The sequence below is a fragment of the Streptomyces sp. AC602_WCS936 genome, from assembly GCF_019049125.1.
In the GTDB taxonomy this organism is placed as follows: domain Bacteria; phylum Actinomycetota; class Actinomycetes; order Streptomycetales; family Streptomycetaceae; genus Streptomyces.
In genome coordinates this window covers 36,345-61,114 of sequence record NZ_JAGMUF010000127.1, presented here as the reverse complement: position 1 = coordinate 61,114, position 24,770 = coordinate 36,345, and the positions used below count along the sequence as shown (strand labels likewise).

Sequence of the window (24,770 nt, the reverse complement as noted above, 5' to 3'; positions counted from 1 at the left end):
CGCGTTACTAACCGGTCACACAGCGCCTCACGCCCGCTAATCTCCGGCCGAGAGACGAGAATCAGCGCGTATCAGGGGAGTCGCACAGTGGCACGGAAGCTCGCCGTCATCGGAGCCGGTCTCATGGGATCGGGCATCGCCCAGGTCTCCGCCCAGGCGGGCTGGGACGTCGTCCTGCGCGACGTCACCGACGAGGCGCTGCGGCGCGGCACCGACGGCATCAAGGCCTCGTACGACAAGTTCGTCGCCAAGGGGAAGCTGGCCGCCGAAGAGGCAGAGGCCGCCCTCGCGCGCATCACCGCCACCACCGACCTGGACGCCGCCGCCGACGCGGACGTCGTCGTCGAGGCCGTCTTCGAGAAGCTGGAAGTCAAGCACGAGATCTTCCGCGCGCTCGACAAACTGGTGAAGGACGAGGCGATCCTCGCCTCCAACACCTCCGCCATCCCGATCACCAAGATCGCGGCCGTGACCGAGCGCCCCGAGCGGGTCGTCGGCACCCACTTCTTCTCGCCGGTCCCGATGATGCAGCTGTGCGAGCTGGTGCGCGGCTACAAGACCAGCGACGAAACGCTCGCCACCGCCCGGGAGTTCGCCGAGTCCACCGGCAAGACCTGCATCGTCGTCAACCGCGACGTCGCCGGCTTCGTCACCACCCGCCTCATCTCCGCCCTCGTCGTCGAGGCCGCCAAGTTGTACGAGTCGGGCGTCGCCACCGCCGAGGACATCGACCTCGCCTGCAAGCTGGGCTTCGGGCACGCCATGGGGCCGCTGGCCACCGCCGACCTCACGGGCGTCGACATCCTGCTGCACGCCACCGGCAACATCTACACCGAGTCCCAGGACGAGAAGTTCGCCCCGCCGGAACTGATGCGCCGGATGGTGGACGCCGGTGACATCGGCCGCAAGAGCGGGCAGGGCTTCTACAAGCACTGAGGTCGCGTCAGCCCCGCCGAACATCACACGGCGGGGTGAATTCGGTATCGGTTCGCTTACAGGCGGCAACCTCCGATCGTTTCGGCCAGTCAGAGGTAGCAACACCTGATATCGCCGTTGGATCACAACGCTGGGCCGCACCGCACCGCACCGCACCGCATCGCACCGCACAGACGACGAAGACGAAGACGCACGCCGGGGAGCGCATATGCACATCAGGGGCGACCACGTCGAGCTGGTCGTCGGGGGCCGCCTCGACGTCCGCAGCGCGGCGGACGCCCGTACGGTCCTGCACTCGGCCGTCGACGACGGAGTCGGCGACCTGGTGCTGGACCTGTCCGAACTGGACTCCTGGGACGCCACCGGACTCGGTGTGATCATGGGAGCCCACCGGCGGGCCGGCCGCTGCGGCCGCCGGCTGGTGCTGCGCGGTGTACCGCCGCAGATGCAGCGCCTGCTGGTGGCCACCCGGCTGCACCGGATCCTCGCCATCGAGGGCGGCATCGGCGTGGAGACCCTGCCCAGGGTGTGACCGCGAACCGCGCGGAAATCGCCCGGCACACGCAATCCTCACGAGACCGTGACGTCTCGGACGGGTCGGTACCCCGGACTGTCGGAGATACTGAGCGAAGGTTTAGGGTCTGGCTGCCCGCCCCTTTCGCAACCCACCGGCGGGCCCGGACCAGAAGCGACAGCGCGGTGTGCGGCAAGGCCGGGAGGGTGGTCCCGACCGGGGGACCGGCACACGACGCTTTTGGGGGGCTTGAACCTATGGACCCGAACAACCGGGGACCCGAGGAGCACGGCCATGACGGCGACACGTCGCGCCCGCGCCCGTCCAGGGACCCTCTCACACCCGACTTCGGACAGCACGCCCCGGCGCTCGCCCGCACGGTGCAGCTCGTCTCCGGCGACTTCCTGCTCACCGTCAACCCGGTCGACGGCAGCGAGATCGAACTCTGTCCGCCCGCCGAGCGGCCCGCCCGGCCCGAGAAGCTCACCGCGGCCGAACGCGCCGAGGTGGAACGGGCCGCCCGGCCGCCCGTCCCGCCGGGCCCGAGCCGCACCGTGCTCGGACTGCTGGCCCGCGACGACGAACGCGAACGCCTGGTGCGGCTGCTCGCCCGCGGCCGCTCCGTCCGCCTCACCGGCCCGGCGGGCTCCGGACGCAGCAGCCTCCTCGACGTCGTCGCCGAGGACTGCGCGGGGCTCGCACCCGACGGGGTCGTCCGCCTGAGCGGTTTCCACCGCACCGCCGGCGACCTCCTCCACGACCTCTTCTACGCCGTCCACCGCGCGCCCCTGCACCGCCCGGACCGCGAGGAGCTGCTCGCCCGGCTCCGGGAGGTCGGCGCGGTCGTCGTCCTGGACGACGTCGAGTTCGGCGGCGCCGCCCTCGACGAGCTGCTGGACGCCACCCCCGAGTGCGCCTGGCTCATCGGCGCCACCCCGGACGTGGCCGCCCCCTCCGCCGACTCGGCCGTCGAGGAGGTCTTCCTCACCGGCCTGGACCGCTCGGACGGCGTGGAGCTGCTGGAGCGCGCCGCCGGCCGCACCCTCACCGACGAGGAGGCCAACTGGGCCGGCGATCTCTGGTTCGAGTCCGAGGGCCTGCCGCTGCGCTTCGTCCAGGCCGGTGCCCTGCTGCGCCGGCGCGACCGGCAGCGGGCCGGTGCCGACGCCGTCGACGAGTTCGGCGTCTTCGCCGACGCCCGCCCCGCCGACGCCGACCCCGCCGACGACACCCCCCGCGACGCCGCCGAGAGCGACGACGTACCCCTGCCGTCCCTCGGCGAGGCCGCCGCGCCCGCGCCGCTGCTCGCCTCCCGGCTCAGCGCCTCGGCCCGCACCACCCTGGAGTTCGCCGTCGCGCTCGGCGGCGAGGTGCCGCACCAGGCGCATCTGCCCGCACTGGTCGGCGACACCCACGCGGACGCCGCCCTCGGCGAGCTGGCCGACTGCGGACTGGTCTCGCCGGTCGGCTCCCGCTACCGGCTCGCCGCCGGGGTGCTCACCCAGCTGGACAGCGCCGGGTACGCCGACGGCGCACCGGAGCGCGCACTGGCCGCCGCCCAGCACTACGCCTGGTGGGCCGGACACCCCTCGGTGACCCCCGAGCGGGTGTGCGACGAGGCCGACGCCGTACTGGCCGCCCTCGCCGTGCTGGTGCCGGCGACGACCCGGCCCTCGGACGGCGAGGAGAGCCCCGCCGTCCAGCTGGCCCGCACCGCGGCGCCCGCGTTCGCCGCCGGGCTGCACTGGAGCGCCTGGCAGCGTTCGCTGCGCTCCGGCACCGAGGCCTCCCGGCTCGCCGGTGACGTCGCCGAGCAGGCCTACTTCCACCACGAACTCGGCGTCCTCGCGCTGTGCGAGGGGCAGCTCGACCGGGCCCGCGCCGAGCTGGAGGCCTCCATCGGGCTGCGCGGCGCCCTGTCCGACAAGCGCGGCGCCGTCGCCGGCCGCCGTGCCCTGGCCCTGGTCACCGACCGCTCCGGGGACACCCCCGGACCGGGTGTCGGCGCGGGGGCGTACGGCGGCTCCCAAGCCGCTGCCGGACTCGGCGTCGTCGGCGTGGGCCTCGGCCTCGGCCCGACCGCGGGGGAGGAGGTGCCCGACGCCCGCAACGAGGAGTCGGTGTCGCCGTCCGCGGGCGTCCCCGCGCCCTTCCCGCCACTCCAGCCGTCCCCGCAGTCCCCGACCCTGGTCACCAGCCGGGAGCCCGCCACGGAGCGGTCCCGGACGGTCGGCGGCGGCATCAAGGGCTTCGCGCGGCGCAACCTCGTGGCCGCCGGAGCCGGTGCGCTGCTGGTCGCCGTGCTCGGCACCGTGGTGACCCTCGGCGCCACCTCGGAGAACGACGCCGGCACTCCCTCCAACGAGGTCGGCGTCAACCCGTCGGCCAGCCAGGGCGTCGACGACGGCAGCCTGGGCGCGGACCGGCCCTCGGACGACGATGCGGGCCCGGGGGACGGCGGCCGGCCCACCGACCCGGGCCCGGACGGCACCGTCGGCACGTCGGACGACCCGACGCCGAGCGAGTCGGCCCGGCCGTCGGACGGCTCCAGTCCCTCGGACGAGCCCGACGACCCGAGCTCGTCGGACCCGGGCGACTCGGAGGAGCCGGGCGGCTCGTCCTCGTCCTCGTCGTCGTCCAAGCCGTCGACGTCCAGCGAGCCGCCGCCGGACCCGAGTACGCCGGCCCCCAGCGACTCCGAGACCGATCCCGGCACCGAAGAGCCCACGGACCCGGGTCCGTCCCCGAGCGAGTCGGGTTCGTCGTCGACCGATCCGTCCACCTCCACCAGCGCCAGCGGCCCGACCGAGACCACCACCACCGCCAGCTCACCCGCCGGCAGCCCCTCCACCGCCACGCAGAGCAGCACCGCGAGCACCGGCACGGGGACGCCGAGCGGCACGGGCTCGGTGGAGGGCCTGATCATCTGAGGGCACGCGGAAGGGCCGGGTCCGCTCCACGGACCCGGCCCTTCCGCACGTCGTAGGACGGTGGGTGACGCCGCTCAGAACAGCCGCAGCTTGTCGTCCTCGATGCCCCGCATGGCGTCGTAGTCCAGCACCTGGCAGCCGATCCCGCGGTCCGTGGCGAGCACTCGGGCCTGCGGCTTGATCTCCTGGGCGGCGAACACGCCGCGCACCGGGGCGAGATGCGGATCGCGGTTCAACAGCTCCAGGTAGCGCGTGAGTTGCTCCACACCGTCGATCTCGCCGCGCCGCTTGATCTCCACCGCCACGGTCCCGCCCTCGGCGTCCCGGCACAGGATGTCGACGGGACCGATGGCGGTCATGTACTCGCGGCGGATGAGGGTGTAGCCCTCGCCCAGCGTCTCGATGCGGTCGGCGAGCAGCTCCTGGAGGTGCGCTTCCACGCCGTCCTTGATCAGGCCCGGGTCGACGCCCAGCTCGTGCGAGGAGTCGTGGAGGATCTCCTCCATCGTGATGATGAGCTTCTCGCCCGCCTTGTTGACGACGGTCCAGACGCCCTCCTCGTCGCCCGTGCCCTCCTTGAGGGTGCAGGGCGGCGACATCCAGTTGAGGGGCTTGTAGGCCCGGTCGTCGGCGTGGATCGAGACGCTGCCGTCCGCCTTGACCAGGATCAGGCGGGGAGCCGAGGGGAGATGGGCGGTGAGCCGCCCGGCGTAGTCGACCGAGCAGCGGGCAATGACGAGACGCATGGTCGGCAACGCTACTCGACGCGCCCGGTCCGACGCGATTCGCCCGTGCCGGGGTGCCCGCGCGGCCCGTCCCACTTCTCCCATTGGCCCCGTCTTGCGCACTGGCCGATTGTGCGCCTACCGGTTGGTGCCCATCTAGGCATTCTCCTGGTGCGGTCACGATCGGTTGCTTACGGTATTGAACGGGAGGTCGCGATGTGTGTACGCAGCGTGTTCGAAATCGCGTACTCCCCTAACTGTCCGGCAACCCCTGCCAGTCGGGGGTGCGAGAGGAGAACCCATGTCGCTCGACGTCTCACCGGCCCTACTCGAACAGGCCGAGCGAGGCGAGGTCGACGAAGCAGCCTTCGTCGACTGCGTCCGGACTTCCCTGCCTTACGCATGGGAGATGGTCAGCTCCCTGGTGGCACAGCTGAAGGTCGACGGCGGTGCGTTCGCCGACAACCAGACGCCCCCGCCGGACGAGCAGGCGCGCGGCCAGCTGCTGCGTGCGCTGGCGAGTGACGCCATACGCGGTGCACTGCAGCGGCACTTCGGTGTGCGGCTGGCCTTCCAGAACTGCCACCGGGTGGCGGTGTTCCCGTTGGACTCCTCTGTCGACGAGAAGCTGACCCGCTTCACCTCGGTGCGCAGCCAGGTGTTGAACCAGTCGCCCGAATTCCGCGACTGCTGACGACGACCGTCCGCTTGCCGCTCCGTACGCGGGAGGTGCAGTTCGTACCGGAGCGGCAGGCTCGCCGCCGGCTCCCTCAGCCGAGCTGGGGGAGCACCTCGGCCCCGAGCCGCCGTACGTTCTCCTCGGTCGCCGCGAGGTCTCCGGATCCCTCGACGAGCAGGGCGAAGCGGTTGATCCCGGTCCGTTCACCGGTCGCGGCGAGCCGGTCGGCGCACAGGCGGGGCGTGCCCACCGGGTGCAGCCCGCAGAGCAGTTCGGTGTAGGCGTACGGGTCGCGCATGCGCCGGGCGCGGCCGTCGACCGTGACGTGGGCGCCCAGTCCCTGGCGCAGCCAGCCCGGCATGGCCTTGAGTAGGGTCTCGGCCGCGTCCGTGCGCCGGTCGGCGATCTGGCAGACGCCGGCCGACACGTGGGCCGCGCCGTGGATCTCCGCCGACGGCCGCCCGGCGGCGCGGGCGTGCCGCCGCCACAGGGCGACCATCTCGGCCTTCTCCTCGTCCCCGACGTGCATCCCGAGCAGCATCGGCAGTCCCCGCTCCGCCGCCAGGCGCACGCTCGCCGGGGAGGTGCAGGCGACGACGACCTCCGGGCCCGGCTCCTCCGACAGGGACTCCGAGGGCCGCGGGACGACGGGCACCTCGCGGAACCGGAAGCGGTCGCCCGAGGCGCCGACGGCCGGCTCGCGCAGCCAGCGCATCAGCAGATCGAGTGACTCCGGGAACCGCTTCTCGTACGCCTCCAGCCCCGCGCCGAACACCTCCAGGTCCACCCACGGTCCGCCCCGGCCCACGCCCAGTGAGAACCGGCCGCCGCTCGTGACGTGCAGCAGCGCGGCCTGCTCGCCGAGCGCCACGGGGTGGACGGTGGGCAGTACGCTGACCGCGGTGCCGACCCGGATGCGACGGGTGCGGCCCAGCAGCAGCGCGGCCAGGGTCACGGCCGACGGACACGTGCCGTACGGGACGAAGTGGTGTTCGGCCAGCCAGACGGCGTCGAGCCCGGCCTCCTCGGCGACCTCGGCCGAGCGGACCGCGCGGTGCAGCGCCTCCCCGTGACCCTGGCCCGGGAACTGGGCGCCCAACACGAAACTTCCAACGCGCATTGCTCTTCCTGCTTCCTCGGCTCCGACACGGAGCTCCCCCACAGGGCATAACCGTCTGACACGTGCCGAGGACACGGCCGGGCGGAGGGATTTGCGGATTGTCTGCAGAATCGGCCGCCGGGGAGGGGCGGAAAGCCCCGGTGGGGGTCCGTGCGGGGCGAGTTGTGGGGGGTTGGTGCCGTACGTGTACCCCGGCCCGTCCCGCGTAGGCTGGATGCGGCCCGTACTCCCTGTATAGCTCCGTGAGGTGTCCTGTGTCCCCGCGTCGCAACCGACCCAAGGGAGCCGGTTCGTCCGGCCGCAGCGCCGAGGACGACGGCTCCGGCCGTTACGGCGGCTGGCAGTCGTCGGAGAGCTGGCAGGGCGAGGACTGGAGCGTACGGCACGTGGCGGGCGCGAGCGCGCAGGGGAAGTCGTACCGCTGCCCGGGGTGCGACCAGCTGATCCCGGACGGCGTCCCGCACGTGGTGGCCTGGCCGGCGCACTCGGGCGTGGACGAGCGCCGGCACTGGCACAAGTCCTGTTGGAACGCGAAGGACCGCCGCACCACGCGGGTGCAGCGGTCCCGTAACGCGCCGAGGTTCTGAACCCCGGCTACACGTCCCGCTTCTGCAGCAGGGCGAAGGCGCCGGCGAACGCGACCGCCGTCACGCCGAGCATGATCCACAGCGGGTCCCAGCCGGACGGGCCGGAATCGCTGAGCGAGTTGGCGTAGAAGATGCTCATCTGGTTCGGGATCGAGTACTCGAACAGCGCCTGCTGCACGTCCTTGAGGGACTCCGAGAACATGAACAGCGCGATCACCAGCGGGGCGAGCAGAGCCCCGATCATGATGGTGATGGCGCCCGCCGAGTGGCGGATGATCGAGCCGATGGCCAGGGACAGCATGCCGAACAGCGCCACGTAGAGCGAGACGCCGACGGTGCCTTTCAGCCACTCGCCGCCGGTGGGGTCACCGGCCCCGTTGCCCTCCAGCATGGTCACGTGCAGCAGGCCGACGAGCGTGGCGGAGACCAGCGTCACCACGAACGCCACCAGGAAGAACACGATCGCCTTGGCCGCGAGGACCCGGCCGCGGCTCGGGCACGCCGTCATCGTGGTGCGCACCATGCCGGTGCCGTACTCCGAGGCCGTGGTCAGTACGCCGAGGGTGATCAGGCAGATGCTGCCGAGCAGCAGGCCGAAGAAGCCGAGGGCGAGCGGGCTCTCGCCGTCCACGTCGGTGTCCGAGGCGGCCACCACCAGGCCGGTGAGCAGGCCCAGGCCGACGACCAGCAGGACGAAGACGCCCAGCGTCCACATCGTCGAGCGCACCGACTTGATCTTCGTCCACTCGGAGGCGACCGCGTGCCCGAGGTGTGTGCGCACCACCGGGATCGGCGACGTGTACGTGGGGTAGGGCGAACCGGGCGCCGCCTGCCAGTCGGGTGCGGCCTGCGGCATCGGGGGCTGGGGCGTGCTCATCGGGCGTCCTCGGGCTTGGTCGGGTCGGTGACGGGCGCGGAGGCGGGCGCGGGGGCGGCAGCGGGCGGCGCGGTGGCCGGAGCGGGCGCCTGCGGGCCCTGGGCGGGCTGCTGTGCCTGCGGGGCCTGCTGCGCGTACGGATTGGCGGGCTGACCGCCGCCCGGCACCGCGCCCGGCGCGGCCGGGGCACCGTACGGTCCCGCCGGTGCCTGGCCCGGCGCGCCCTGTGGCGCCGCGAAGGGCTGACCGCCCTGCTGGGGCGGCGGCGGGGCGTACCAGCCGGGCTGACCCTGCCCGGGCACCGGCATCGGGGGCTGCGCGCCGGGCGGCAGCGGCTGCTGGAGCGCCGCCTTCTGGTCGGCGGTCGAGCGGTAGTCGACGGCGCCCTGCGTCATCCGCATGTACGCCTCCTCCAGCGAGGCCTGGTGCGGCGACAGCTCCCACAGCCGTACGTCGGTGTCGTGCGCGATGTCGCTGATCCGGGGGAGCGCCAGCCCGGTCACCCGCAGCGCCCCGTCCTGCTCGGGCAGCACGTGCCCGCCCGCCTCGGTCAGCGCCGACGTCAGCTTCTCGCGCAGCTGCGGCTCGCTGTCGGGCGTGCGCACGCGCGCGAAGTCGGCGGAGTTGGCCGAGATGAAGTCCGTCACGCTCATGTCGGCCATCAGCTGGCCGCGCCCGATGACGATCAGGTGGTCGGCGGTCAGCGCCATCTCGCTCATCAGGTGCGAGGAGACGAAGACCGTACGGCCCTCCGCCGCGAGCGCCTTCATCAGGTTGCGCACCCAGTGGATGCCCTCGGGGTCGAGACCGTTGACCGGCTCGTCGAAGAGCAGCACCTGGGGGTCGCCGAGCAGGGCCGCGGCGATGCCGAGCCGCTGGCCCATGCCGAGCGAGAAGCCCTTGGAGCGCCGCTTGGCCACGTCCTGGAGGCCCACCACGCCGAGCACCTCGTCCACCCGCCGGGCCGGGATGCCCGAGAGCTGGGCCAGGCTCAGCAGGTGGTTGCGGGCGGACCGGCCGCCGTGCACCGCCTTGGCGTCGAGCAGCGCGCCCACCTGGCGGGGGGCGTTCGGCAGCCTGCGGTACGGGTGACCGCCGATGGTGACGTGTCCCGCGGTGGGGTTGTCCAGGCCGAGGATCATGCGCATCGTCGTCGACTTCCCCGAGCCGTTCGGCCCGAGGAAGCCGGTGACGGCACCTGGCCGCACCTGGAAGGACAGATTGTGCACTGCGGTCTTGTCGCCGTAGCGCTTGGTCAGGCCGACAGCCTCGATCATGCTCCGCACCCATCGGAAGGTTCAGGACAGCAGGGCGCACGCCCCCGTAAGGGTTAGGAGGATATCGAGGCGCTGACGGTTCCGTTCAAGCCCGGGTAAAATCCGGTCCTTCGCGAAACCGTGCCGGACGGCGACTATGCGTCCCGTTTCTTCAGCACCACGTACCCGCCGACGAGGGCCGCGATCACCCACAATGCCATGATGCCGAGGCCGCCCCACGGTCCGTAGGGCACGTCGTCGTCGAGCGGCGCGACCACCTGCATGATCTTGCTGCCGGCCTGGTCGGGCAGGAACCGGCCGACCTTCTCCGTCGCGGGGACGTTGCCCAGGATGTTGGAGATCAGGAAGAAGAACGGCATCAGGATGCCCAGGGACAGCATCGGCGAGCGCAGCATCGCGGCGACGCCCATCGAGAACATCGCGATCAGCGTCATGTAGAGCCCGCCGCCGATGACCGCGCGCAGTACGCCCGGGTCACCGATCGACGCCTTCAGGTCACCGAGCATCGCCTGCCCCAGGAAGAACGTGGCGAAGCTGGTGATCATGCTGACGACCAGCGCGAGGGCGGTGGCCACCGCGATCTTGCTGAACAGGAAGGTGCCGCGCTTCGGCACGGCGGCCAGCGAGGTGCGGATCATGCCGGTGCTGTACTCGTTCGCCACCACCAGCACGCCGAACACGATCATCGCCAGCTGGCCGAGGCTCGTCCCGGCGAAGCTGATGAAGGTCGGGTCGAAGGTGAGCTGGTCCTCCCGGCCCATGTTGTCGAACTCGCTCTTCGACAGCGCCGAGATCAGCATGCCGAGGGCGATGGTGACGACCACGGCGAGGCCCAGCGTCCACACCGTGGACGCGACCGAACGGATCTTGGTCCACTCGGACCGGACGATTTGTGTCGCCGCCATGCTCATCCCTTCCTCCACTCGCTGCCCCACTGCTGCTGTTGCCGCTGCTGCTCCGGCGGCACCGGACCGGCCGGCTGTCCGTCGTGCGCGTGGTACTCCACCGACTCCGCCGTCAGCTGCATGAACGCCTCCTCCAGCGAGGCCCGCTGCGGGCTCAGCTCGTGCAGCACGATCTGGTGCCGCGCCGCCAGCTCGCCGACGGCCTCCGCCTTGTCGCCGTCCACCTCCAGCACGTCGCCGGTCTCGACGACCGTGACGCCCTCGCCGTGCAGCACGTCGAGCAGCCGCTCGCGCTGCGGGGTGCGGACGCGGACGTAGCTGCGCGAGTTCTCCGCGATGAAGTCGGCCATCGAGGTGTCCGCCAGCAGCCTGCCCTGCCCGATGACGACCAGGTGGTCCGCCGTCAGTGCCATCTCGCTCATCAGGTGGGAGGAGACGAAGACCGTACGGCCCTGGGAGGCCAATGTCTTCATCAGGTTGCGAATCCAGTGGATGCCCTCGGGGTCGAGCCCGTTGACCGGCTCGTCGAACATCAGGATCCGCGGGTCGCCCAGCAGCGCCGCGGCGATGCCCAGCCGCTGACCCATGCCGAGGGAGAACCCCTTGGTCTTCTTCTTGGCGACCGCCGTGAGCCCGACCGTGTCCAGCACCTCGCGGACCCGCCTGCTCGGGATGCCGTTGCTCTGGGCGAGACACAGCAGGTGGTTGTAGGCGCTGCGCCCGCCGTGCCAGGCCTTCGCCTCCAGGAGCGCGCCGATGTACGTCAGCGGGTCCTTGAGCTGGTCGTAGTGCTTGCCGTCGATCCGGACGTCCCCGGCCGTCGGCCGGTCCAGGCCCAGCACCATCCGCATGGTGGTCGACTTGCCCGCACCGTTGGGGCCGAGGAAGCCCGTGATGATGCCCGGTCTGACGGTGAAGGAGAGATTGTTGACCGCCACCTTCTCGCCGTACCGCTTGGTCAGCCCCTCGAGCTCGATCATGGCGACCACGCTAGAACGGGACGAAGCCCTCTGCCACCCCGGTGACAGAAGGCTCCGCCCTTGTTCCGCGCTTGTTCGTGTTCCGCGCTCGTTCGGCCGGTGTACGCCCCGCGTCAGCGGGACTGCTGGGCCGGCACCCCGCGGGAGACCGGCTCCTCGTCGGCCGGCGTGCCGGCGGCGGCCACCGCGGCGCCCGTGAGGGTCGCCAGCATCTCGCGCACGTTGGTCAGCTGCGCGTTGATGGAGTCGCGGCGGTTGGTGAGGGCGGCGAGCTCGCGCTCCGATTCCGAACGGATCCGGTCGGCCTTGGCGTTGGCGTCGGCCACGATGTCCTCGGCCTGGCGCTGCGCCGTCTCGACGGTCTGGCGGGCGCGGCGCTCGGCGTCCGTGCGCAGCTTCTCCGCCTCCAGGCGCAGCTGCTCCGCGCGGTGCTCGATCTCCGCGAGCCGCTTCTCGGCCTTGGCCTGACGGGAGGCCAGGTCCCGCTCGGACTGCTCGCGGCGCTTGGCGAGGTTCGTCTCGAAGTCGGCGGCGGCCTGCGCGGCCTTCGCGCGGGTCTCCTCGAAGAGCGCGTCGGCCTCCTCACGCTTGGACTGCGCGTCCTTCTGCGCCTCGGAACGCAGCTGCGCGGCGTCGCCCTTGGCCTGCTCGACGATGCGGACGCCCTCGTCCTCGGCCTTGGCCTTGCGCTCCGCGGCGTACGACTCCGCGTCGTTGCGCACCTGCTGGGCCGCCGACTCGGCGAGCTCGCGGTGCTGCTCGGCCGCGCGCCGGGCCTCCTCGCGCAGGTCCTTCGCCTCTTCCTCGGCGAGACGCAGGATCTTCTCGACCCGGGCACCGAGACCGGCGTACGACGGCTCGGCGTCGTTCACCTGTGCCTGGGCGTTCTGGGTCTCGAGGTGGAGCTCCTCGATGCGCTTTTCCAGAGCGGTGATGCGGGCGAGAGCGCTGTCACGGTCGGAGACGAGCTTGGAGATCCGTTCGTCCACCTGAGCGCGGTCGTACCCACGCCGCACAAGCTCGAAGCCGTAGGGGGAAGTGTCGCTCATGGGGTTCCTGTCGAAAGAGACCGGGTGAGGTGATAGAGGGAATCCTAGGCGCCGATGCGGTGTGTCATCGAGCGGATGCACGTTTGATACGGAGAATGACACCTCTTTCGGGTGGCTGACACGCGGACGGCTTGCCAAAGTCTTGGTCAAGGGTTTGTCCGGTCGTATGCCAAAGATGTCCAGCAGACACCGAAAACGCCCCCGACGCTAGCCGTCTGACGACTTGCCACCCGAACGTGGGGCACCCACCGTGGCCCCGGCCTTGACCCCGTTCTCCTTGCCGCCGCCCGTGGGCGCCTCGAAGGACTCCAGCGCCTCCAGCACGTCCTGCACCCGGGAGATCTCGGCGTTGATGTCCTCGCGCCGCCGCACCAGGATCTCCAGCTCGCGCTTGCCCTCCTCGACCGTCTCCCGCGCCTCGCGGACGGCCTCGGCCTTCAGTTCCTCGGCCTCCCGGACCAGCGTCGCCTTCTTCTGCTCGGCCTCCTTGAGCAGCCCCTCGGCCTTCTTGACGGCGGCGATGCGCACCTTGCCGGCCTCGGAGTTGGCCTCCGACACCAGCTCCTTGGCCTTCGCCTCCGCCTTGGCGAGCTGCTCCTCGGCGGCCTTGACGAGCGCGTCGCAGCGGTCGCCGGCCGACTTCATCGTCTCCGCGGCCTCGCGGCGGGCGCGCTCGTGCAGCTCCTCGATCTCGGAGGTGAGGCGCTCGCGCAGCTCCTCCGCGCGCTCCCTTATGGCGGTCGCGTCCCGGCGGGCGCCGACCAGCAGCTCGTCCGCGTCCGTACGGGCCTTCTCCACCCGGGTGTTGCCCTCGACCGTCGCCTCCTGGACGATCCGGTCGGCCTCCGCGCGGGCCGCGCCGACCATCGTGTCGGCCTGCGACTCGGCGTCCGCGGTGGCCTTCTGGGCCTGCTGCTGGGCCTCGGTGAGCAGCTTGTCGGCCTCGGCGGTGGTCTCGGTGATGAGCGTGTCGACCTGCTCGGCCGCCTCCGAACGCCGCTTGTTGGCGTCCTTGCGGGCCTCGTCGAGGGTGCGCTCGGCCTCCTCGCGGGCGGCCGCGGTCATCCGCTCGGCCTCCGCCGCGGCCTCCGCCTGCACCCGCTCCGCCTCGGTGCGGACGCGCTCGGCGTGCTGCCGCGCGGAGCCGACCGTCTCCGCGGCCTCGGCGCGCAGCCGCTCGGCCTCGCCGGTGGCGTCCGACAGCAGCTGCTCGGCCCGGGCACCGGCCTCGGTCCGGACCCGGTCGGCCTCGGCGACCGACTCGGTCCGCAGCCGCTCGGCCTCCTCGGCCGCCGCCGACTGAACGCGCTCGGCCTCGTTCGCCGCCTCGGTGCGGACGCGCTCCGCCTCCGCGACGGTCTCCGTCCGGAGCCGGTCGGTATCGGTCACCGTCTCCGTGGTCAGCCGCTCCGCCTCGGAACGCGCCTCGGTGATCAGGGTGTCCGCCTGCGTCGCCGCGTCGGACCGGATGCGGTTGGCATCCTCGCGGGCGTCCGCCCGGGTGCGGGACGCGGACTGCTCGGCCTCGGCGATGGCGTCGGAGGCCTCGGTGCGCACCCGCTGGGCGTGCTCGGCGACGTCCGAGCGGATGCGCTCGGCCTCCGTGATGGCCTCGGACACGGTCCGCTCGGCCAGCGCCTTGGCGGCCTCCGTCTCCTCCTGCGCCTCGTGCCTCAGGCGCCCGGCGTCCTCGCTCGCCCGCTCCCGCTCCGCGTAGGCGTCGGCGCGGACCCGGTCCGCCTCCTCCTCGGCCTCGCGCCGGGCGCGCTCCGCCGCGTGCTCGGCGGCGCTGCGCAGCCCGGTGATCTCCTCCTGGGCCTGCTCGTGCAGCCCGGCGACCGACTCCCGTACCTGCGTCGCGTGCTGCTCGGCCGCCGACACCATCTCGGTGGCACGCCGGTCGGCCTCCTCGACCAGCCGGGTCGCCTCGGCCTGCGCCTCGTCCACGCGCTTGCGCGCCGAGGCCAGCAGCTCCTCGCTCTGCTCGCGGGCCCGCTCGCGCTCCTGGTCGGCCTCCTGCCGGGCATCGCCCAGCAGCTCCTCCGCCTCGCGGCGGCGCCGCGCCGCCTCATCCTGGGCGGCGGCCAGCGTCTCGGACGCCTCGGCGGCGATCCGCTCGGCGGCGCTCTGCGCCTCCGCCCGCACCCGGTCCGCGCTCTCCTGCGCCTCCGACTTCAGCCGCTCCGCCTCGCTGGAGGCCTCCGACCGCAGCCGTACGGCGACGGCCTCGCCCTCCGCGCGGGAGGCGGAGGCGTCGGCGGCGGCCTCGGTGCGCAGCCGCTCGGCCTCCGTCTCGGCCTGCTGCTGGAGCGTACGGATGCGCTCCGCGGCCTCGTTCCGCAGCCGCTCGCTCTCCTCCGCGGCCTCGCGGCGGATCCGCTCGCCCTCCTCGCGGGCCTCGGTCAGCGCCTGCTCGGCGGCCGTGCGCCGCTCCTCGGCCTCCGTCTGGAGCCGCGTCAGCTCCTCGGCGGCCTCCTCGCGGCGGGCCTCGACGGCTCGCTCGGTCTCCTCGCGCAGCTCGCGGGCGGCCCGCTCGGCCTCCGCCTGGAGCTCCTCGGCCCGTTCCTCGGCCTCCGCGCGGTGCCGCTCGGCCTCCGCGCGGGTGCGCTCCAGGGTCTCCTCGGCCTGCCGGCGCAGGGTCGTCGCCCGCTCGATGGCCTCGGCGCGGACCTTCTCGCCGTCCGCCGTCGCGGTCTGCCGCAGCTCGTCGGCGTCCGCCTTGGCCTTGGCGAGCAGCTCCTCGGCGGTCTTCGCCGCCTCCTCGATCTGCGCCACGGCCTCCTTGCGGGCCTCGGCGCGGATCTTCTCGCCCTCTTCGACCGCGTCGGCGCGCAGCTGCTCGGCCTCGCCGCGCAGTCGGCGCGCCTCCTCCTGCAGCTCGACCGTCTTGGCGCGGTACTCCTTGGTGTCGTCCTTCGCCGCGCCCTTGAGCTGCTCGGCGATGTCGTGCGCCTCGCCGCGCAGCCGGTCCGCCTCGGCCTCGGCCTCGGAGCGGATCCGCTCGGCCTCCTCGGCGGCGGCCTTCGTGGTGCGCTTGGCGTCCTCCGACGCCTTGTTCAGCACGTCCTCGGCGGTCTTGGCCGCCTTGGACAGCTGGGTCGCCGACTCCTCGGCGGTGATCGTGCGGGCCTTCTCGGCGGCCTCGGCGACGATCTTCTCGGCCTCGGCGCGGGCGTCCGCGACCAGCTGCTCGGCCTCGGACTTCGTCGACTCGGCGTCCTTGGTGGCCTCGCCGACCAGCCGGGCGACCTGCTCCTTGGCGGTGCGGGTGCGCTGCTCGTTGGTCTGCTCGGCGCTCGCGAGGGCCTTGGCGGCGGCCTCCTTCGCCTCGGCGACCACCTTCTCGGCCTCGGTCTGCGCCTTGCGCAGCGCCTCCTCGGCCTCGGTCATCCGCTCCTCGGCGGTCCGGCTCAGCTCCTGCGCCCGGCGCCGCGCGTCCTCGGACTCGGTCGCCGTGGAGCTGCGCAGCTGCTCGGCGTGGTCGGTGGCCTCCTGGGCCTGCGTGGAGGCGGCGTTCAGCAGCCGCTCGGCGTCCGCGCGGGCCCGGCGCAGGATCTGCTCGGCCTCCGCGCGGGCGCTCTCGGCGTCGCCGCGCAGCCGCTCCCGGGCCTCGGAGGTCAGCCGCTCGGCCTCCGCGCGGGCCGCGGTCAGGGACTGCTCGGCCTCCGCGCGGGACTCGTCGAGCAGCCGGCGGGCCTGCTGCTCGGTGCGGGCGCGCAGCTGCTCCGCCCACGCCACGTTCTCGTTGACGTGCGACTCGACGGTCTGCCGGCGCTCGGCCAGCTCCTGGTCGAGCTGCTGGCGCCGGGTCACCGCCTCCTGGTGCAGCTCGGCCTGGAGCCGGGCGGCCTGCTCGGCGTGCTCCTGGAGGATGCGCTGCGTCTGCGCCCGGGCCTGGCTCAGCTCGCGCTCGGCGTCCGAGCGCAGCTGGTCGGCCTGCGTCTGCGCGTTGCGCAGCAACTGCTCGGCCTGGTACCCGATGTCGCCGCCGTCGAAGGCGGGCCGGGACATGATGGTGCGCCGCGCCTCGTGCAGCTTGGCGCGCAGCACCTCGACCTGGTAGCCGAGGTCCTCGGCGTGCTGGATCGCCTTTTCCCGCTCGGTCTTCAGCCGCTTCATCTCGGCCTCGAACCGAGAGAGGTGGTCGACGTCAGCCGCCGGCTCTCGCTCCTGGCTCTCGTAGCCCCGCACTGCGCGGTCCCATCCGTCCCCTGGTCGCAAAAACTTCCGAACGAGCTCCGTCCGTCCACCGGACGGGGCCCCCGGGGAATGGTGTCAGATCAACGGCGGAGCACGTGCTTCTGCCCCGGCGTTCGCCCCCCGAAACACGGACCCCGGCAGTCCCGCCAGCACAGACGGCAGGACCGGGTCACCCCGGACTGGGCGGCGACCGCACCCAACCCTACCGGCCCATATGTACGAGGGTCAGTGCTCAGGTGACTCAACGGCCGCCGAAGTGACGAGTTCTGTCAGTACGCCATGGCAGTCCTTGGGGTGCAGGAAGGTGATCCGCGACCCCATCGAACCGCGCCGGGGCTCGTCGTACAGGACGCGTACGCCCTTGTCCCGGATGTCGGCGGCGTCGGCGTCCACGTCCGCCGTACCGAAGGCGATGTGGTGGACGCCCTCGCCGTTCTTGGCGAGCCACTTGCCGACCGCCGAGTCCTCGCGGGTCGGCTCCAGGAGCTGGAGGTAGGAGGCACCGCCGTCCGACGTATCGTTGATCTTGAGCATGGCCTCGCGGACGCCCTGCTCCTCGTTGACCTCGGTGTGGAACACCTCGAAGCCGTAGGTGGCACGGTAGAACTCGACGGTCGTGTCGAGGTCGCGGCAGGCGATTCCGATGTGGTCGATTCGCGTCAGCATGGATTCAGTGCAGCGCTCCGGAGGTGGTTACGCAACGTGCGCGCGATCACACCGACCGCCGGGTGACGGGCGGCATACCGCTCAGTACATTCGAGTAAACCCTCGTTCACTCCTCGGCCTGTGCGGGCCGGAAAAGGGGATCGCAGCTTATGTCTTCTGGAAACTCCGAAAGCTCTGGAAAGAACGGCACGACCTCCGTCATCGTCGCGGGTGCCCGCACCCCGATGGGGCGGCTGCTCGGCTCGCTGAAGTCCTTCTCCGGCGCCGACCTCGGCGGCTTCGCCATCAAGGCCGCCCTCGACCGCGCCGGGATCGGCGGCGACCAGGTCCAGTACGTGATCATGGGGCAGGTGCTCCAGGCCGGCGCCGGGCAGATCCCGGCCCGCCAGGCAGCCGTCAAGGCCGGCATCCCCATGAACGTCCCGGCGCTCACGATCAACAAGGTCTGCCTGTCGGGCCTGGACGCGATCGCGCTCGCCGACCAGCTCATTCGCGCCGGCGAATTCGACGTGGTCGTCGCCGGCGGCCAGGAGTCCATGACCAACGCCCCGCACCTGCTGCCGAAGTCCCGCGAGGGCTACAAGTACGGCGCGGTCCAGATGCTCGACGCCATGGCGCACGACGGGCTGACCGACTCCTTCGAGAACATCGCCATGGGCGAGTCCACGGAGAAGCACAACACCCGCCTCGGCATCGAGCGCCCCGCCCAGGACGAGATCGCCGCTCTCTCCCACCAGCGCGCCGCCGCCGCCCAGAAGAACGGGATCTACGAGGCCGAGATCACCCCGGTCGAGATCCCGCAGCGCAAGGGCGACCCGGTGCTGTTCAGCAAGGACGAGGGCATCCGCGGCGACACCACCGCCGAGTCGCTGGGCAAGCTGCGCCCGGCGTTCTCCAAGGACGGCACGATCACCGCGGGCTCGTCCTCGCAGATCTCCGACGGCGCGGCGGCCGTGGTCGTGATGAGCAAGGCCAAGGCGCAGGAGCTGGGCCTTCAGTGGATCGCGGAGATCGGCGCCCACGGCAACGTGGCCGGCCCGGACAACTCTTTGCAGTCGCAGCCGTCGAACGCCATCCAGCACGCCCTGAAGAAGGAGGGGCTGGACGTCGCGGACCTCGACCTGATCGAGATCAACGAGGCCTTCGCGGCCGTCGCCATGCAGTCAATGAAGGACCTCGGCGTCTCCACCGAAAAGGTGAACGTCAACGGCGGCGCGATCGCCCTGGGCCACCCCATCGGCATGTCCGGCGCCCGCCTCGTGCTGCACCTGGCGCTGGAGCTGAAGCGGCGCGGCGGCGGGGTCGGCGCGGCGGCGCTGTGCGGCGGCGGCGGCCAGGGCGACGCGCTGATCGTGCGGGTGCCCAAGGCCTGACTTCGGGTCACCGGGTAAGGACCCGGGTGACGACTTCTCACTGAACGGAGCTGTGATGCAGGACGTCTCCTCACTGGTGGCCCAGGCCAGGGAAGGCCGGCCGCGGGCCGTGGCCCGGCTGATCTCGCTGGTGGAGGGGGCGTCTCCGCAGCTCAGGGAGGTCATGGAGGCGCTGGCGCCGCTCACGGGCAACGCGTACGTCGTCGGCCTCACCGGCTCGCCGGGCGTCGGCAAGTCGACCTCCACCTCGGCTCTGGTGACGGCCTACCGCAAGCAGGGCAGGCGGGTCGGCGTCCTCGCCGTCGACCCGTCCTCCCCCTTCTCCGGCGGCGCCCTGCTCGGCGACCGCGTCCGGATGTCGGAGCACGCCTCCGACCCCGGCGTCTACATCCGCTCGATGGCCACCCGCGGCCACCTCGGCGGCCTCGCCTGGGCGGCACCGCAGGCGATCCGCGTCCTCGACGCGGCGGGCTGCGACGTGATCCTGGTCGAGACGGTCGGCGTCGGCCAGTCGGAGGTGGAGATCGCCTCCCAGGCCGACACCTCCGTCGTCCTCCTCGCCCCGGGCATGGGCGACGGCATCCAGGCCGCCAAGGCCGGCATCCTCGAGATCGGCGACGTCTACGTCGTCAACAAGGCCGACCGCGACGGCGCCGACGCCACCGCCCGCGAGCTGAACCACATGCTGGGCCTCGGCGAGGCGCGCGCCGCCGGCGACTGGCGCCCGCCCATCGTCAAGACGGTCGCCGCGCGCGCGGAAGGCGTCGACGAGGTCGTCGAGGCGCTGGAGAAGCACCGCGCGTGGATGGAGGAGCGGGACGTCCTGGCCGAACGCCGCCGCGCCCGTGCCGCCCGCGAGGTCGAGACCATCGCCGTCACCACCCTGCGCGAACGCATCGGCGACCTCCACGGCGACCGCCGCCTCGGCGCCCTCGCGGAACGCATCGTCGCGGGCGAACTGGACCCGTACCGCGCGGCGGACGAACTGGTGGCGGGGCTGACGAACGGCTGACGCCGGCCGTCGCCGGAAAAGGCCGCGCAGTCGCGCGGCCACCCTGCTACGTTGACGCGCGTGTTCCTCCTCTTGGCCTAGGACCCGCCCCGCACGCGACCGCCGCATCCGGCCGTCGCGCGCTTCGGCGTCCCCTGTCGCCTCCCTCTGAGGAACCTCTCGCGTGTCCACGCCCCCTCCGCGGCCCTCGTATGCCGCCGTGCTCCGTGTCCCCCATGCCCGCCGCACCTTCGCGGCCGCCCTCGTCGGCCGGCTGTCGTACGGCACGGTCTCCCTCGCCCTGATGCTCTCCCTGACCCGGTCCACCGGGTCGTACGCCGTGGCCGGCACGGTCATGGCCGTCTTCGGCGCCACCGGCGTCTTCGTCTCCCCGTACCGCGCGGCACTCGTCGACCGGCACGGCCTGCGCCGGGCCCTGATCCCCATGGCCCTGCTGTACGGCGGCCTGCTCTGTGCGCTGGCGGAACTCTGCCGGCGCCCCGGGGTGCCCGCGGCCGTGCTCGCCGTGGCCGCCGCGCTCGCCGGGGCCTGCACGCCGCCGCTCGGTTCCACGATGCGCGCGGTGTGGGCCGAAATGCTCCCCGACCGGCAGCTGTTGCAGCGCGCCTACAGCCTGGACGGCGTCGCCGAGGAACTGCTCTTCGTCTCCGGCCCGCTCCTGGTCGGCGCTGTCGTGGCCGTCGCCCCGCCGGCCGTCGGCGTCGTGCTCAGCGCGTTCCTGGTGGTGACGGGCACCCTCGCCTTCGTCTCCTCACCGGCGGCGGCCCTCCTGCGGCCGGCGGGGCCGGAGAAGGACGACGGCCCCGTACCCGGACGGGACGGCACCGGGCAGGGCCGGGCCCTGCTGCAACCCGTCGTCGTCGCCGCGTGCGTCGGTGTCTCGGTGAGCGCCGTCGACCTCCTCGTCGTCGCCTACGCGGGGGAGCGCGGCCTCGGGGACGGCGCCGTCGCCTGGGTGCTCGCGGCGCTGTCGGTGGGCAGCGCGGTCGGCGGTCTGCTCAACGGCGCCGTCGCCTGGAACTCGCCCACCCGCGCCCGGCTCCCCCTCTTCGCGGCGGGTCTCGGCCTCTGCCTCGCCGCCGCGGGTCTCGCGCCCGGCCTCGGCACGCTGATCCCGGCCGTCACGTGCGCGGGCCTGTTCGTGGCCCCGGCGCTGACCACGGCCTATCTGGTCGCCGACGAGAGCGCGGCCCCCGGTTTCCGGGTCCGCGCGGGCACCTGGTGCAACACCGCCGTCAACGCGGGCATGTCCGCCGGCGCCGCCGCCGTGGGCCTGCTGGTGGAGCGGCTGCCGCTGCCGGTGTGCTTCGCGTTGTCCGGCGCGGTCGCCGCGGCGGCGGCGCTGGTGCCGGGGCGCCGCCGCCGAGGGGCCGCCGGACGGCCGGGGCCCGTCAGTCGTCGTCCGAGCCGGAGTCGTCGGAGTCGTCGGAGTCGTCGGAGTCCGAGTGGTGCGAACGGTCGGCCGTGACCTTGCCGGTCTTCAGGTCGACGCGCCAGTCCTGCTCGCCCTTGCCGGAGGACGCGGTCTCGGCCTCCCAGGCGGCCTCGCCGTCCCCGTAGTAGCCGTCCTCGTCCAGCTCCACGGAGGTCACGGTCCCGCGGCCGGCGGCGGCCTTCGCGGCCTCGGCGGCGTCCACGGAGGCGCCCTTCAGCGCGGCCCGCACCTCGTCGGTGTCGTCCTCGTCGTCCGTCTCGGAGCCGAGCACCTTGCCGGAGCCCGGGTCGATCCGGACGCTGTGCCAGGTGCCGTCGCCGCCGAGGACGTCGACCTCCCAGACCGCGCGCTCGCGGTCGTCGCCGTCGTCGTCGCCGTCGTCGTCGCCGTCGTCGTCGTCCAGCTCGGCGGAGACGGCGGTGCCCGGGGCCTCCTTCAGGGCGGCGGCAACGGCCTCGGCCGCCGTCACCTTCGCGGAGGACGCGCGGGCGGCGTCATCGCGGTCGTCGTCGCGGTCGTCGTCCCGGTCGTCGTCCCGGTCGTCCGTGTCGTCGGCGGCATCCTGCGCGTCGTCGTCCTGCGCGTCGTCGCCCCGGTCCCGGACGTCCGACTGGCGCGTCGTACCCGGGTCGTCGTCGCCCGAGGTCGCCAGCGCCGTCGCCGTACCGCCCCCGATCAGTGCGGCGGCGGTGACGACGGCGATCACGATGTTGCGCTTCATGCGGAATCCTCCCGAGTCGTACAAGGTCGTTCGGTGTCGCTGTGTTTTCGACACCCTCACTGTCGGGGACGGACGCTGAGGCGGAGCTGAAGCCACCTGAAGGCTTCTTCAGCTACGTTTTGCGACTCTTTACGCATGCGCCTGTTGATCGTGGAGGACGAGAAGCGCCTCGCCGTGTCGCTCGCCAAGGGCCTCACCGCCGAGGGCTACGCCGTGGACGTCGTCCACGACGGCCGGGAGGGCCTGCACCGGGCCGGTGAGGGCGTGTACGACCTGGTCATCCTCGACATCATGCTGCCCGGCCTCAACGGCTACCGGGTCTGCGCCGCCCTGCGCGCCGCCGGCCACGACGTGCCGATCCTGATGCTCACCGCCAAGGACGGCGAGTACGACGAGGCGGAGGGGCTGGACACGGGCGCCGACGACTACCTCACCAAGCCCTTCTCGTACGTCGTCCTCGTCGCCCGCGTGAAGGCCCTGCTGCGGCGGCGGGCGCAGGGAGCCGGTGCCTCGCCCGTGCACGTCCACGGGGACCTGAAGGTCGACACCGCCGCCCGCCGGGTCTTCCTGGGCGAGCGTGAAGTGACCCTCACGGCGAAGGAGTTCGCCGTCCTGGAGCAGCTCGTGGTGCGGGCCGGGCAGGTGGTGTCCAAGGCCGAGATCCTGGAGCACGTCTGGGACTTCGCCTACGACGGCGACCCCAACATCGTCGAGGTCTACGTCAGCGCCCTGCGGCGCAAGCTGCGCGCGGCCCTCATCCGGACCGTGCGCGGCGCCGGCTACCGGCTGGAGGTCGAGCGATGAGCCGCCTCTTCGGGTCGGTCCGGGCCCGGGCCACGCTCGGCGCGACCCTCGTGGTCGCCGTCGCCCTGGTCGCGGCCGGCACCGCCGTCCTGCTGTCCCTGCGGTCCAACCTGCTCGGCGAGGCGGGCACCCAGGCGGAACGCTCCGCGCGCGAGGTCGCCACCGAACTGGCCATCGGGACGCCGTACGGCGAGCTGTCCCTGGACGTCGACGACCGCCCGCTGCAGATCGTCGACGAGGACGGCAGGCTCGTCGCCGCCAGCGAGGACCTGGAACGGATCAGCGGCACCGGCGTCGACGCGGTGAAGCCGCAGCCGGCCCCCACCGGCGACGCCGACGACGGCGACTCGGACGACGATGACGACTCCGGCGAGTCCCTCGAAGTCGGTGAGATCGGCGAGCGGACCACCGTCAGCGACGGCTCGGCGACGATCGACGGCGACACGGAGGACTACCGCTTCGCCGCCGTGCCCGTCGAGACCGACGAGCAGGGAAGGCTCACCGTCTGGGCCGGGGCCCCGCTGTCCGCCGAGCACGGCGCCGTGAACACCGCGCTGACCGTCATGCTGATCGGCTTCCCGCTGCTGCTCGTGGTCGTCGGATGGGTGACCTGGCTGGTCACCCGGCGCGCGCTGCGGCCCGTGGAAGGCATCCGCCGGGAGATGGCCGCGATCACCGCCAGCGAGGACCTGGCGCGCCGCGTCCCGGTGCCGGGCACGCACGACGAGGTGGCCAGGCTCGCCTCGACCACCAACGAGACGCTGGCCGCCCTGGAGTCCTCGGTGGAGCGGCAGCGGCGCTTCGTCGCCGACGCCTCGCACGAGCTGCGCAGCCCGATCGCCTCGCTGCGCACCCAGCTGGAGGTGGCCGCCGCCCACCCGGAGCTGCTCGACCTGGACGGCGCCGTGGAGGACACCGTACGGCTCCAGCGGCTCGCCGCCGACCTGCTGCTGCTGGCCCGGCTGGACGCGGGGGAGCGGCCCGCCGAAGCGCGCGTCGACCTCGCCGGGCTCGCGCGGGAGGAGGCCGGGGGCAGGGCCGGGGTGCGGGTGCGGGCCGAGGACGACGTGACGGTCGCCGGGTCGCGCGGGCAGCTGGGCCGGGTGCTGGCCAACCTGCTGGACAACGCGCAGCGGCACGCCCGCTCGGCCGTGGAGGTGTCCGTGCGGCGGGACGGGGAGGCGGCCGTGGTCGCGGTGGCCGACGACGGGGAGGGCGTGCCGGCGGCCGACCGCGAGCGGGTCTTCGAGCGGTTCGTACGGCTCGACGCCGCCCGCAGCCGCGACGACGGCGGGGCCGGGCTGGGGCTGGCCATCGCCCGCGACGTCGCCGTACGGCACGGCGGCACGCTCACGGTCCACGACGCTCCGGCAGGCGGCGCCCTGTTCGAGCTCCGCCTGCCGGGTGCCCAGTAGTGCTTCGTTACGTCAGGGGCGCCCGCGCTGTCCGCGCAGGTGCTCCGCGATCGGCTTGAGAGCCTTGTCCAGCTCCGTCAGGGCCTCGGGGGCCAGCAGGTCGATGAAGTGCCGGCGGACGGACGCCACGTGGTGCGGGGCGACCTTCCGCATCGTCTCCAGGCCGTGCTCGGTGAGGACGGCGTAGAGCCCGCGGCGGTCGGACTCGCAGTTCTCCCGCCGGACCAGGTCCGCGTTCTCCATGCGGGTGATCTGGTGGGAGAGGCGGCTCTTGGACTGCATCGTGGCGGTGGCCAGGTCGCTCATCCGCATGCGGTCGCCCTCCGACTCGGAGAGGTTCACCAGGATCTCGTAGTCGTTCATCGTCAGACCGAAGGGCTGAAGGTCCTTTTCGAGCTGGTGCGTCAACAGCCTGTTGACCTCCAGGTGGGTGCGCCAAGCACACTGCTCCGTATCGGTCAGCCAGCGGGTGGCCGTCTCGGTCTCCATGTATGAAGTCTACCTAAAATGTTGAAAGGCGAACTAGTGAGGGGTGATCCGTGACGGTGACGGTGCGCACGCGTTC

General features: G+C 72.7%; 21 protein-coding genes. 10 read left to right on the top strand and 11 right to left on the bottom strand.

All coding sequences use genetic code 11. The features are described 5' to 3' along the window. Nucleotides 1–87: 87 nt before the first annotated feature. The 3 genes from KUM03_RS34580 (at nt 88) to KUM03_RS34570 (ending at nt 4,380) form a co-directional block, all read left to right on the top strand. Nucleotides 88–936 (top strand): 3-hydroxyacyl-CoA dehydrogenase family protein, encoded by an 849-nt coding sequence (locus tag KUM03_RS34580; protein WP_217254526.1) that lies wholly within the window; start codon nt 88–90, stop codon nt 934–936. 208 nt (nt 937–1,144) lie between these two features. Further along, on the top strand, nt 1,145–1,468 hold the full coding sequence (locus KUM03_RS34575) for an STAS domain-containing protein (protein ID WP_003973611.1): 324 nt from the start codon (nt 1,145–1,147) through the stop codon (nt 1,466–1,468). A gap of 239 nt (nt 1,469–1,707) precedes the next feature. Further along, nucleotides 1,708–4,380 (top strand): ATP-binding protein, encoded by a 2,673-nt coding sequence (locus KUM03_RS34570; RefSeq protein ID WP_217254525.1) that lies wholly within the window; start codon nt 1,708–1,710, stop codon nt 4,378–4,380. A gap of 74 nt (nt 4,381–4,454) precedes the next feature. Here KUM03_RS34570 and nucS read toward each other — a convergent pair whose 3' ends face one another. Then, nucleotides 4,455–5,126: an endonuclease NucS gene (nucS, locus tag KUM03_RS34565; RefSeq protein WP_217254524.1), complete on the bottom strand. Its 672-nt coding sequence runs from the start codon at nt 5,124–5,126 to the stop codon at nt 4,455–4,457. Between the two features lie 280 nt (nt 5,127–5,406). Here nucS and KUM03_RS34560 point away from each other — a divergent pair, with 280 nt between their 5' ends. Further along, on the top strand, nt 5,407–5,799 hold the full coding sequence (locus KUM03_RS34560; RefSeq protein ID WP_055421911.1) for an SCO5389 family protein: 393 nt from the start codon (nt 5,407–5,409) through the stop codon (nt 5,797–5,799). A 76-nt stretch (nt 5,800–5,875) separates the two neighbouring features. Here the strand turns inward: KUM03_RS34560 and KUM03_RS34555 are convergent, their stop codons facing one another. Continuing rightward, on the bottom strand, nt 5,876–6,904 hold the full coding sequence (locus KUM03_RS34555) for an LLM class flavin-dependent oxidoreductase (protein ID WP_217254523.1): 1,029 nt from the start codon (nt 6,902–6,904) through the stop codon (nt 5,876–5,878). 254 nt (nt 6,905–7,158) lie between these two features. On the opposite strand from KUM03_RS34555, the gene KUM03_RS34550 reads away from it, so the two are divergent. Beyond that, on the top strand, nt 7,159–7,491 hold the full coding sequence (locus KUM03_RS34550) for an ATP/GTP-binding protein (protein ID WP_217254522.1): 333 nt from the start codon (nt 7,159–7,161) through the stop codon (nt 7,489–7,491). A 7-nt stretch (nt 7,492–7,498) separates the two neighbouring features. Here the strand turns inward: KUM03_RS34550 and KUM03_RS34545 are convergent, their stop codons facing one another. From KUM03_RS34545 to mce, 7 genes are all read right to left on the bottom strand, one after another. Then, nucleotides 7,499–8,368, bottom strand: coding sequence for an ABC transporter permease subunit (locus KUM03_RS34545; protein ID WP_217254521.1), 870 nt, complete (start codon nt 8,366–8,368; stop codon nt 7,499–7,501). After that, nucleotides 8,365–9,645: an ABC transporter ATP-binding protein gene (locus KUM03_RS34540; protein WP_217254520.1), complete on the bottom strand. Its 1,281-nt coding sequence runs from the start codon at nt 9,643–9,645 to the stop codon at nt 8,365–8,367. The genes KUM03_RS34545 and KUM03_RS34540 overlap by 4 nt, the downstream gene beginning before the upstream one ends. 134 nt (nt 9,646–9,779) lie before the next feature. Then, on the bottom strand, nt 9,780–10,556 hold the full coding sequence (locus KUM03_RS34535) for an ABC transporter permease (RefSeq protein WP_217254519.1): 777 nt from the start codon (nt 10,554–10,556) through the stop codon (nt 9,780–9,782). After that, complete coding sequence (locus KUM03_RS34530; RefSeq protein WP_217254518.1) at nt 10,553–11,530, bottom strand: ABC transporter ATP-binding protein; 978 nt, start codon at nt 11,528–11,530, stop codon at nt 10,553–10,555. The genes KUM03_RS34535 and KUM03_RS34530 overlap by 4 nt, the downstream gene beginning before the upstream one ends. Before the next feature lie 113 nt (nt 11,531–11,643). Next, nucleotides 11,644–12,579 (bottom strand): cellulose-binding protein, encoded by a 936-nt coding sequence (locus tag KUM03_RS34525; RefSeq protein ID WP_100048262.1) that lies wholly within the window; start codon nt 12,577–12,579, stop codon nt 11,644–11,646. A gap of 207 nt (nt 12,580–12,786) precedes the next feature. Next, a complete protein-coding gene (gene scy / locus KUM03_RS34520) occupies nt 12,787–16,770 on the bottom strand; it encodes a polarized growth protein Scy (protein WP_217254517.1) in 3,984 nt (1,327 codons plus the stop codon). Nucleotides 16,771–17,004: 234 nt separating this feature from the next. Next, a complete protein-coding gene (gene mce, locus KUM03_RS34515) occupies nt 17,005–17,445 on the bottom strand; it encodes a methylmalonyl-CoA epimerase (protein WP_121749240.1) in 441 nt (146 codons plus the stop codon). Between the two features lie 149 nt (nt 17,446–17,594). Here mce and KUM03_RS34510 point away from each other — a divergent pair, with 149 nt between their 5' ends. The 3 genes from KUM03_RS34510 (at nt 17,595) to KUM03_RS34500 (ending at nt 21,298) form a co-directional block, all read left to right on the top strand. Beyond that, complete coding sequence (locus KUM03_RS34510) at nt 17,595–18,818, top strand: acetyl-CoA C-acetyltransferase (RefSeq protein WP_217254516.1); 1,224 nt, start codon at nt 17,595–17,597, stop codon at nt 18,816–18,818. Between the two features lie 55 nt (nt 18,819–18,873). After that, the gene (gene meaB / locus KUM03_RS34505; protein ID WP_217254515.1) at nt 18,874–19,830 is read left to right on the top strand and encodes a methylmalonyl Co-A mutase-associated GTPase MeaB; all 957 of its coding nucleotides are present in this window, start codon (nt 18,874–18,876) and stop codon (nt 19,828–19,830) included. A gap of 163 nt (nt 19,831–19,993) precedes the next feature. Further along, the gene (locus KUM03_RS34500; RefSeq protein ID WP_217254514.1) at nt 19,994–21,298 is read left to right on the top strand and encodes an MFS transporter; all 1,305 of its coding nucleotides are present in this window, start codon (nt 19,994–19,996) and stop codon (nt 21,296–21,298) included. On the opposite strand, the gene KUM03_RS34495 is transcribed toward KUM03_RS34500, so the two are convergent. Continuing rightward, complete coding sequence (locus KUM03_RS34495) at nt 21,222–21,986, bottom strand: PepSY domain-containing protein (RefSeq protein ID WP_217254513.1); 765 nt, start codon at nt 21,984–21,986, stop codon at nt 21,222–21,224. The two genes, KUM03_RS34500 and KUM03_RS34495, sit on opposite strands and share 77 nt — an antisense overlap. A 135-nt stretch (nt 21,987–22,121) precedes the next feature. Between KUM03_RS34495 and KUM03_RS34490 the strand changes: the two genes are divergently transcribed. Further along, the gene (locus tag KUM03_RS34490) at nt 22,122–22,790 is read left to right on the top strand and encodes a response regulator transcription factor (protein ID WP_100048256.1); all 669 of its coding nucleotides are present in this window, start codon (nt 22,122–22,124) and stop codon (nt 22,788–22,790) included. Next, nucleotides 22,787–24,205, top strand: a complete 1,419-nt coding sequence (locus KUM03_RS34485) for a cell wall metabolism sensor histidine kinase WalK (protein WP_217254512.1) — start codon at nt 22,787–22,789, stop codon at nt 24,203–24,205. The genes KUM03_RS34490 and KUM03_RS34485 overlap by 4 nt, the downstream gene beginning before the upstream one ends. Nucleotides 24,206–24,217: 12 nt before the next feature. Here the strand turns inward: KUM03_RS34485 and KUM03_RS34480 are convergent, their stop codons facing one another. Beyond that, a complete protein-coding gene (locus tag KUM03_RS34480) occupies nt 24,218–24,694 on the bottom strand; it encodes a MarR family winged helix-turn-helix transcriptional regulator (RefSeq protein WP_217254511.1) in 477 nt (158 codons plus the stop codon). Nucleotides 24,695–24,770 lie beyond the last annotated feature (76 nt).

What these genes read in the sequence shown, in the direction of transcription:
- KUM03_RS34525 (WP_100048262.1), bottom strand. Translation starts at nt 12,579, where the DNA reads ATGAGCGACACTTCCCCCTACGGCTTCGAGCTTGTGCGGCGTGGGTAC.
- KUM03_RS34510 (WP_217254516.1), top strand. Translation starts at nt 17,595, where the DNA reads ATGTCTTCTGGAAACTCCGAAAGCTCTGGAAAGAACGGCACGACCTCC.
- KUM03_RS34560 (WP_055421911.1), top strand. Translation starts at nt 5,407, where the DNA reads ATGTCGCTCGACGTCTCACCGGCCCTACTCGAACAGGCCGAGCGAGGC.
- KUM03_RS34480 (WP_217254511.1), bottom strand. Translation starts at nt 24,694, where the DNA reads ATGGAGACCGAGACGGCCACCCGCTGGCTGACCGATACGGAGCAGTGT.
- KUM03_RS34570 (WP_217254525.1), top strand. Translation starts at nt 1,708, where the DNA reads ATGGACCCGAACAACCGGGGACCCGAGGAGCACGGCCATGACGGCGAC.
- KUM03_RS34540 (WP_217254520.1), bottom strand. Translation starts at nt 9,645, where the DNA reads ATGATCGAGGCTGTCGGCCTGACCAAGCGCTACGGCGACAAGACCGCA.
- KUM03_RS34545 (WP_217254521.1), bottom strand. Translation starts at nt 8,368, where the DNA reads ATGAGCACGCCCCAGCCCCCGATGCCGCAGGCCGCACCCGACTGGCAG.
- KUM03_RS34555 (WP_217254523.1), bottom strand. Translation starts at nt 6,904, where the DNA reads ATGCGCGTTGGAAGTTTCGTGTTGGGCGCCCAGTTCCCGGGCCAGGGT.
- meaB (WP_217254515.1), top strand. Translation starts at nt 18,874, where the DNA reads ATGCAGGACGTCTCCTCACTGGTGGCCCAGGCCAGGGAAGGCCGGCCG.
- KUM03_RS34535 (WP_217254519.1), bottom strand. Translation starts at nt 10,556, where the DNA reads ATGAGCATGGCGGCGACACAAATCGTCCGGTCCGAGTGGACCAAGATC.
- KUM03_RS34490 (WP_100048256.1), top strand. Translation starts at nt 22,122, where the DNA reads ATGCGCCTGTTGATCGTGGAGGACGAGAAGCGCCTCGCCGTGTCGCTC.
- nucS (WP_217254524.1), bottom strand. Translation starts at nt 5,126, where the DNA reads ATGCGTCTCGTCATTGCCCGCTGCTCGGTCGACTACGCCGGGCGGCTC.
- KUM03_RS34495 (WP_217254513.1), bottom strand. Translation starts at nt 21,986, where the DNA reads ATGAAGCGCAACATCGTGATCGCCGTCGTCACCGCCGCCGCACTGATC.
- KUM03_RS34485 (WP_217254512.1), top strand. Translation starts at nt 22,787, where the DNA reads ATGAGCCGCCTCTTCGGGTCGGTCCGGGCCCGGGCCACGCTCGGCGCG.
- KUM03_RS34575 (WP_003973611.1), top strand. Translation starts at nt 1,145, where the DNA reads ATGCACATCAGGGGCGACCACGTCGAGCTGGTCGTCGGGGGCCGCCTC.
- KUM03_RS34530 (WP_217254518.1), bottom strand. Translation starts at nt 11,530, where the DNA reads ATGATCGAGCTCGAGGGGCTGACCAAGCGGTACGGCGAGAAGGTGGCG.
- mce (WP_121749240.1), bottom strand. Translation starts at nt 17,445, where the DNA reads ATGCTGACGCGAATCGACCACATCGGAATCGCCTGCCGCGACCTCGAC.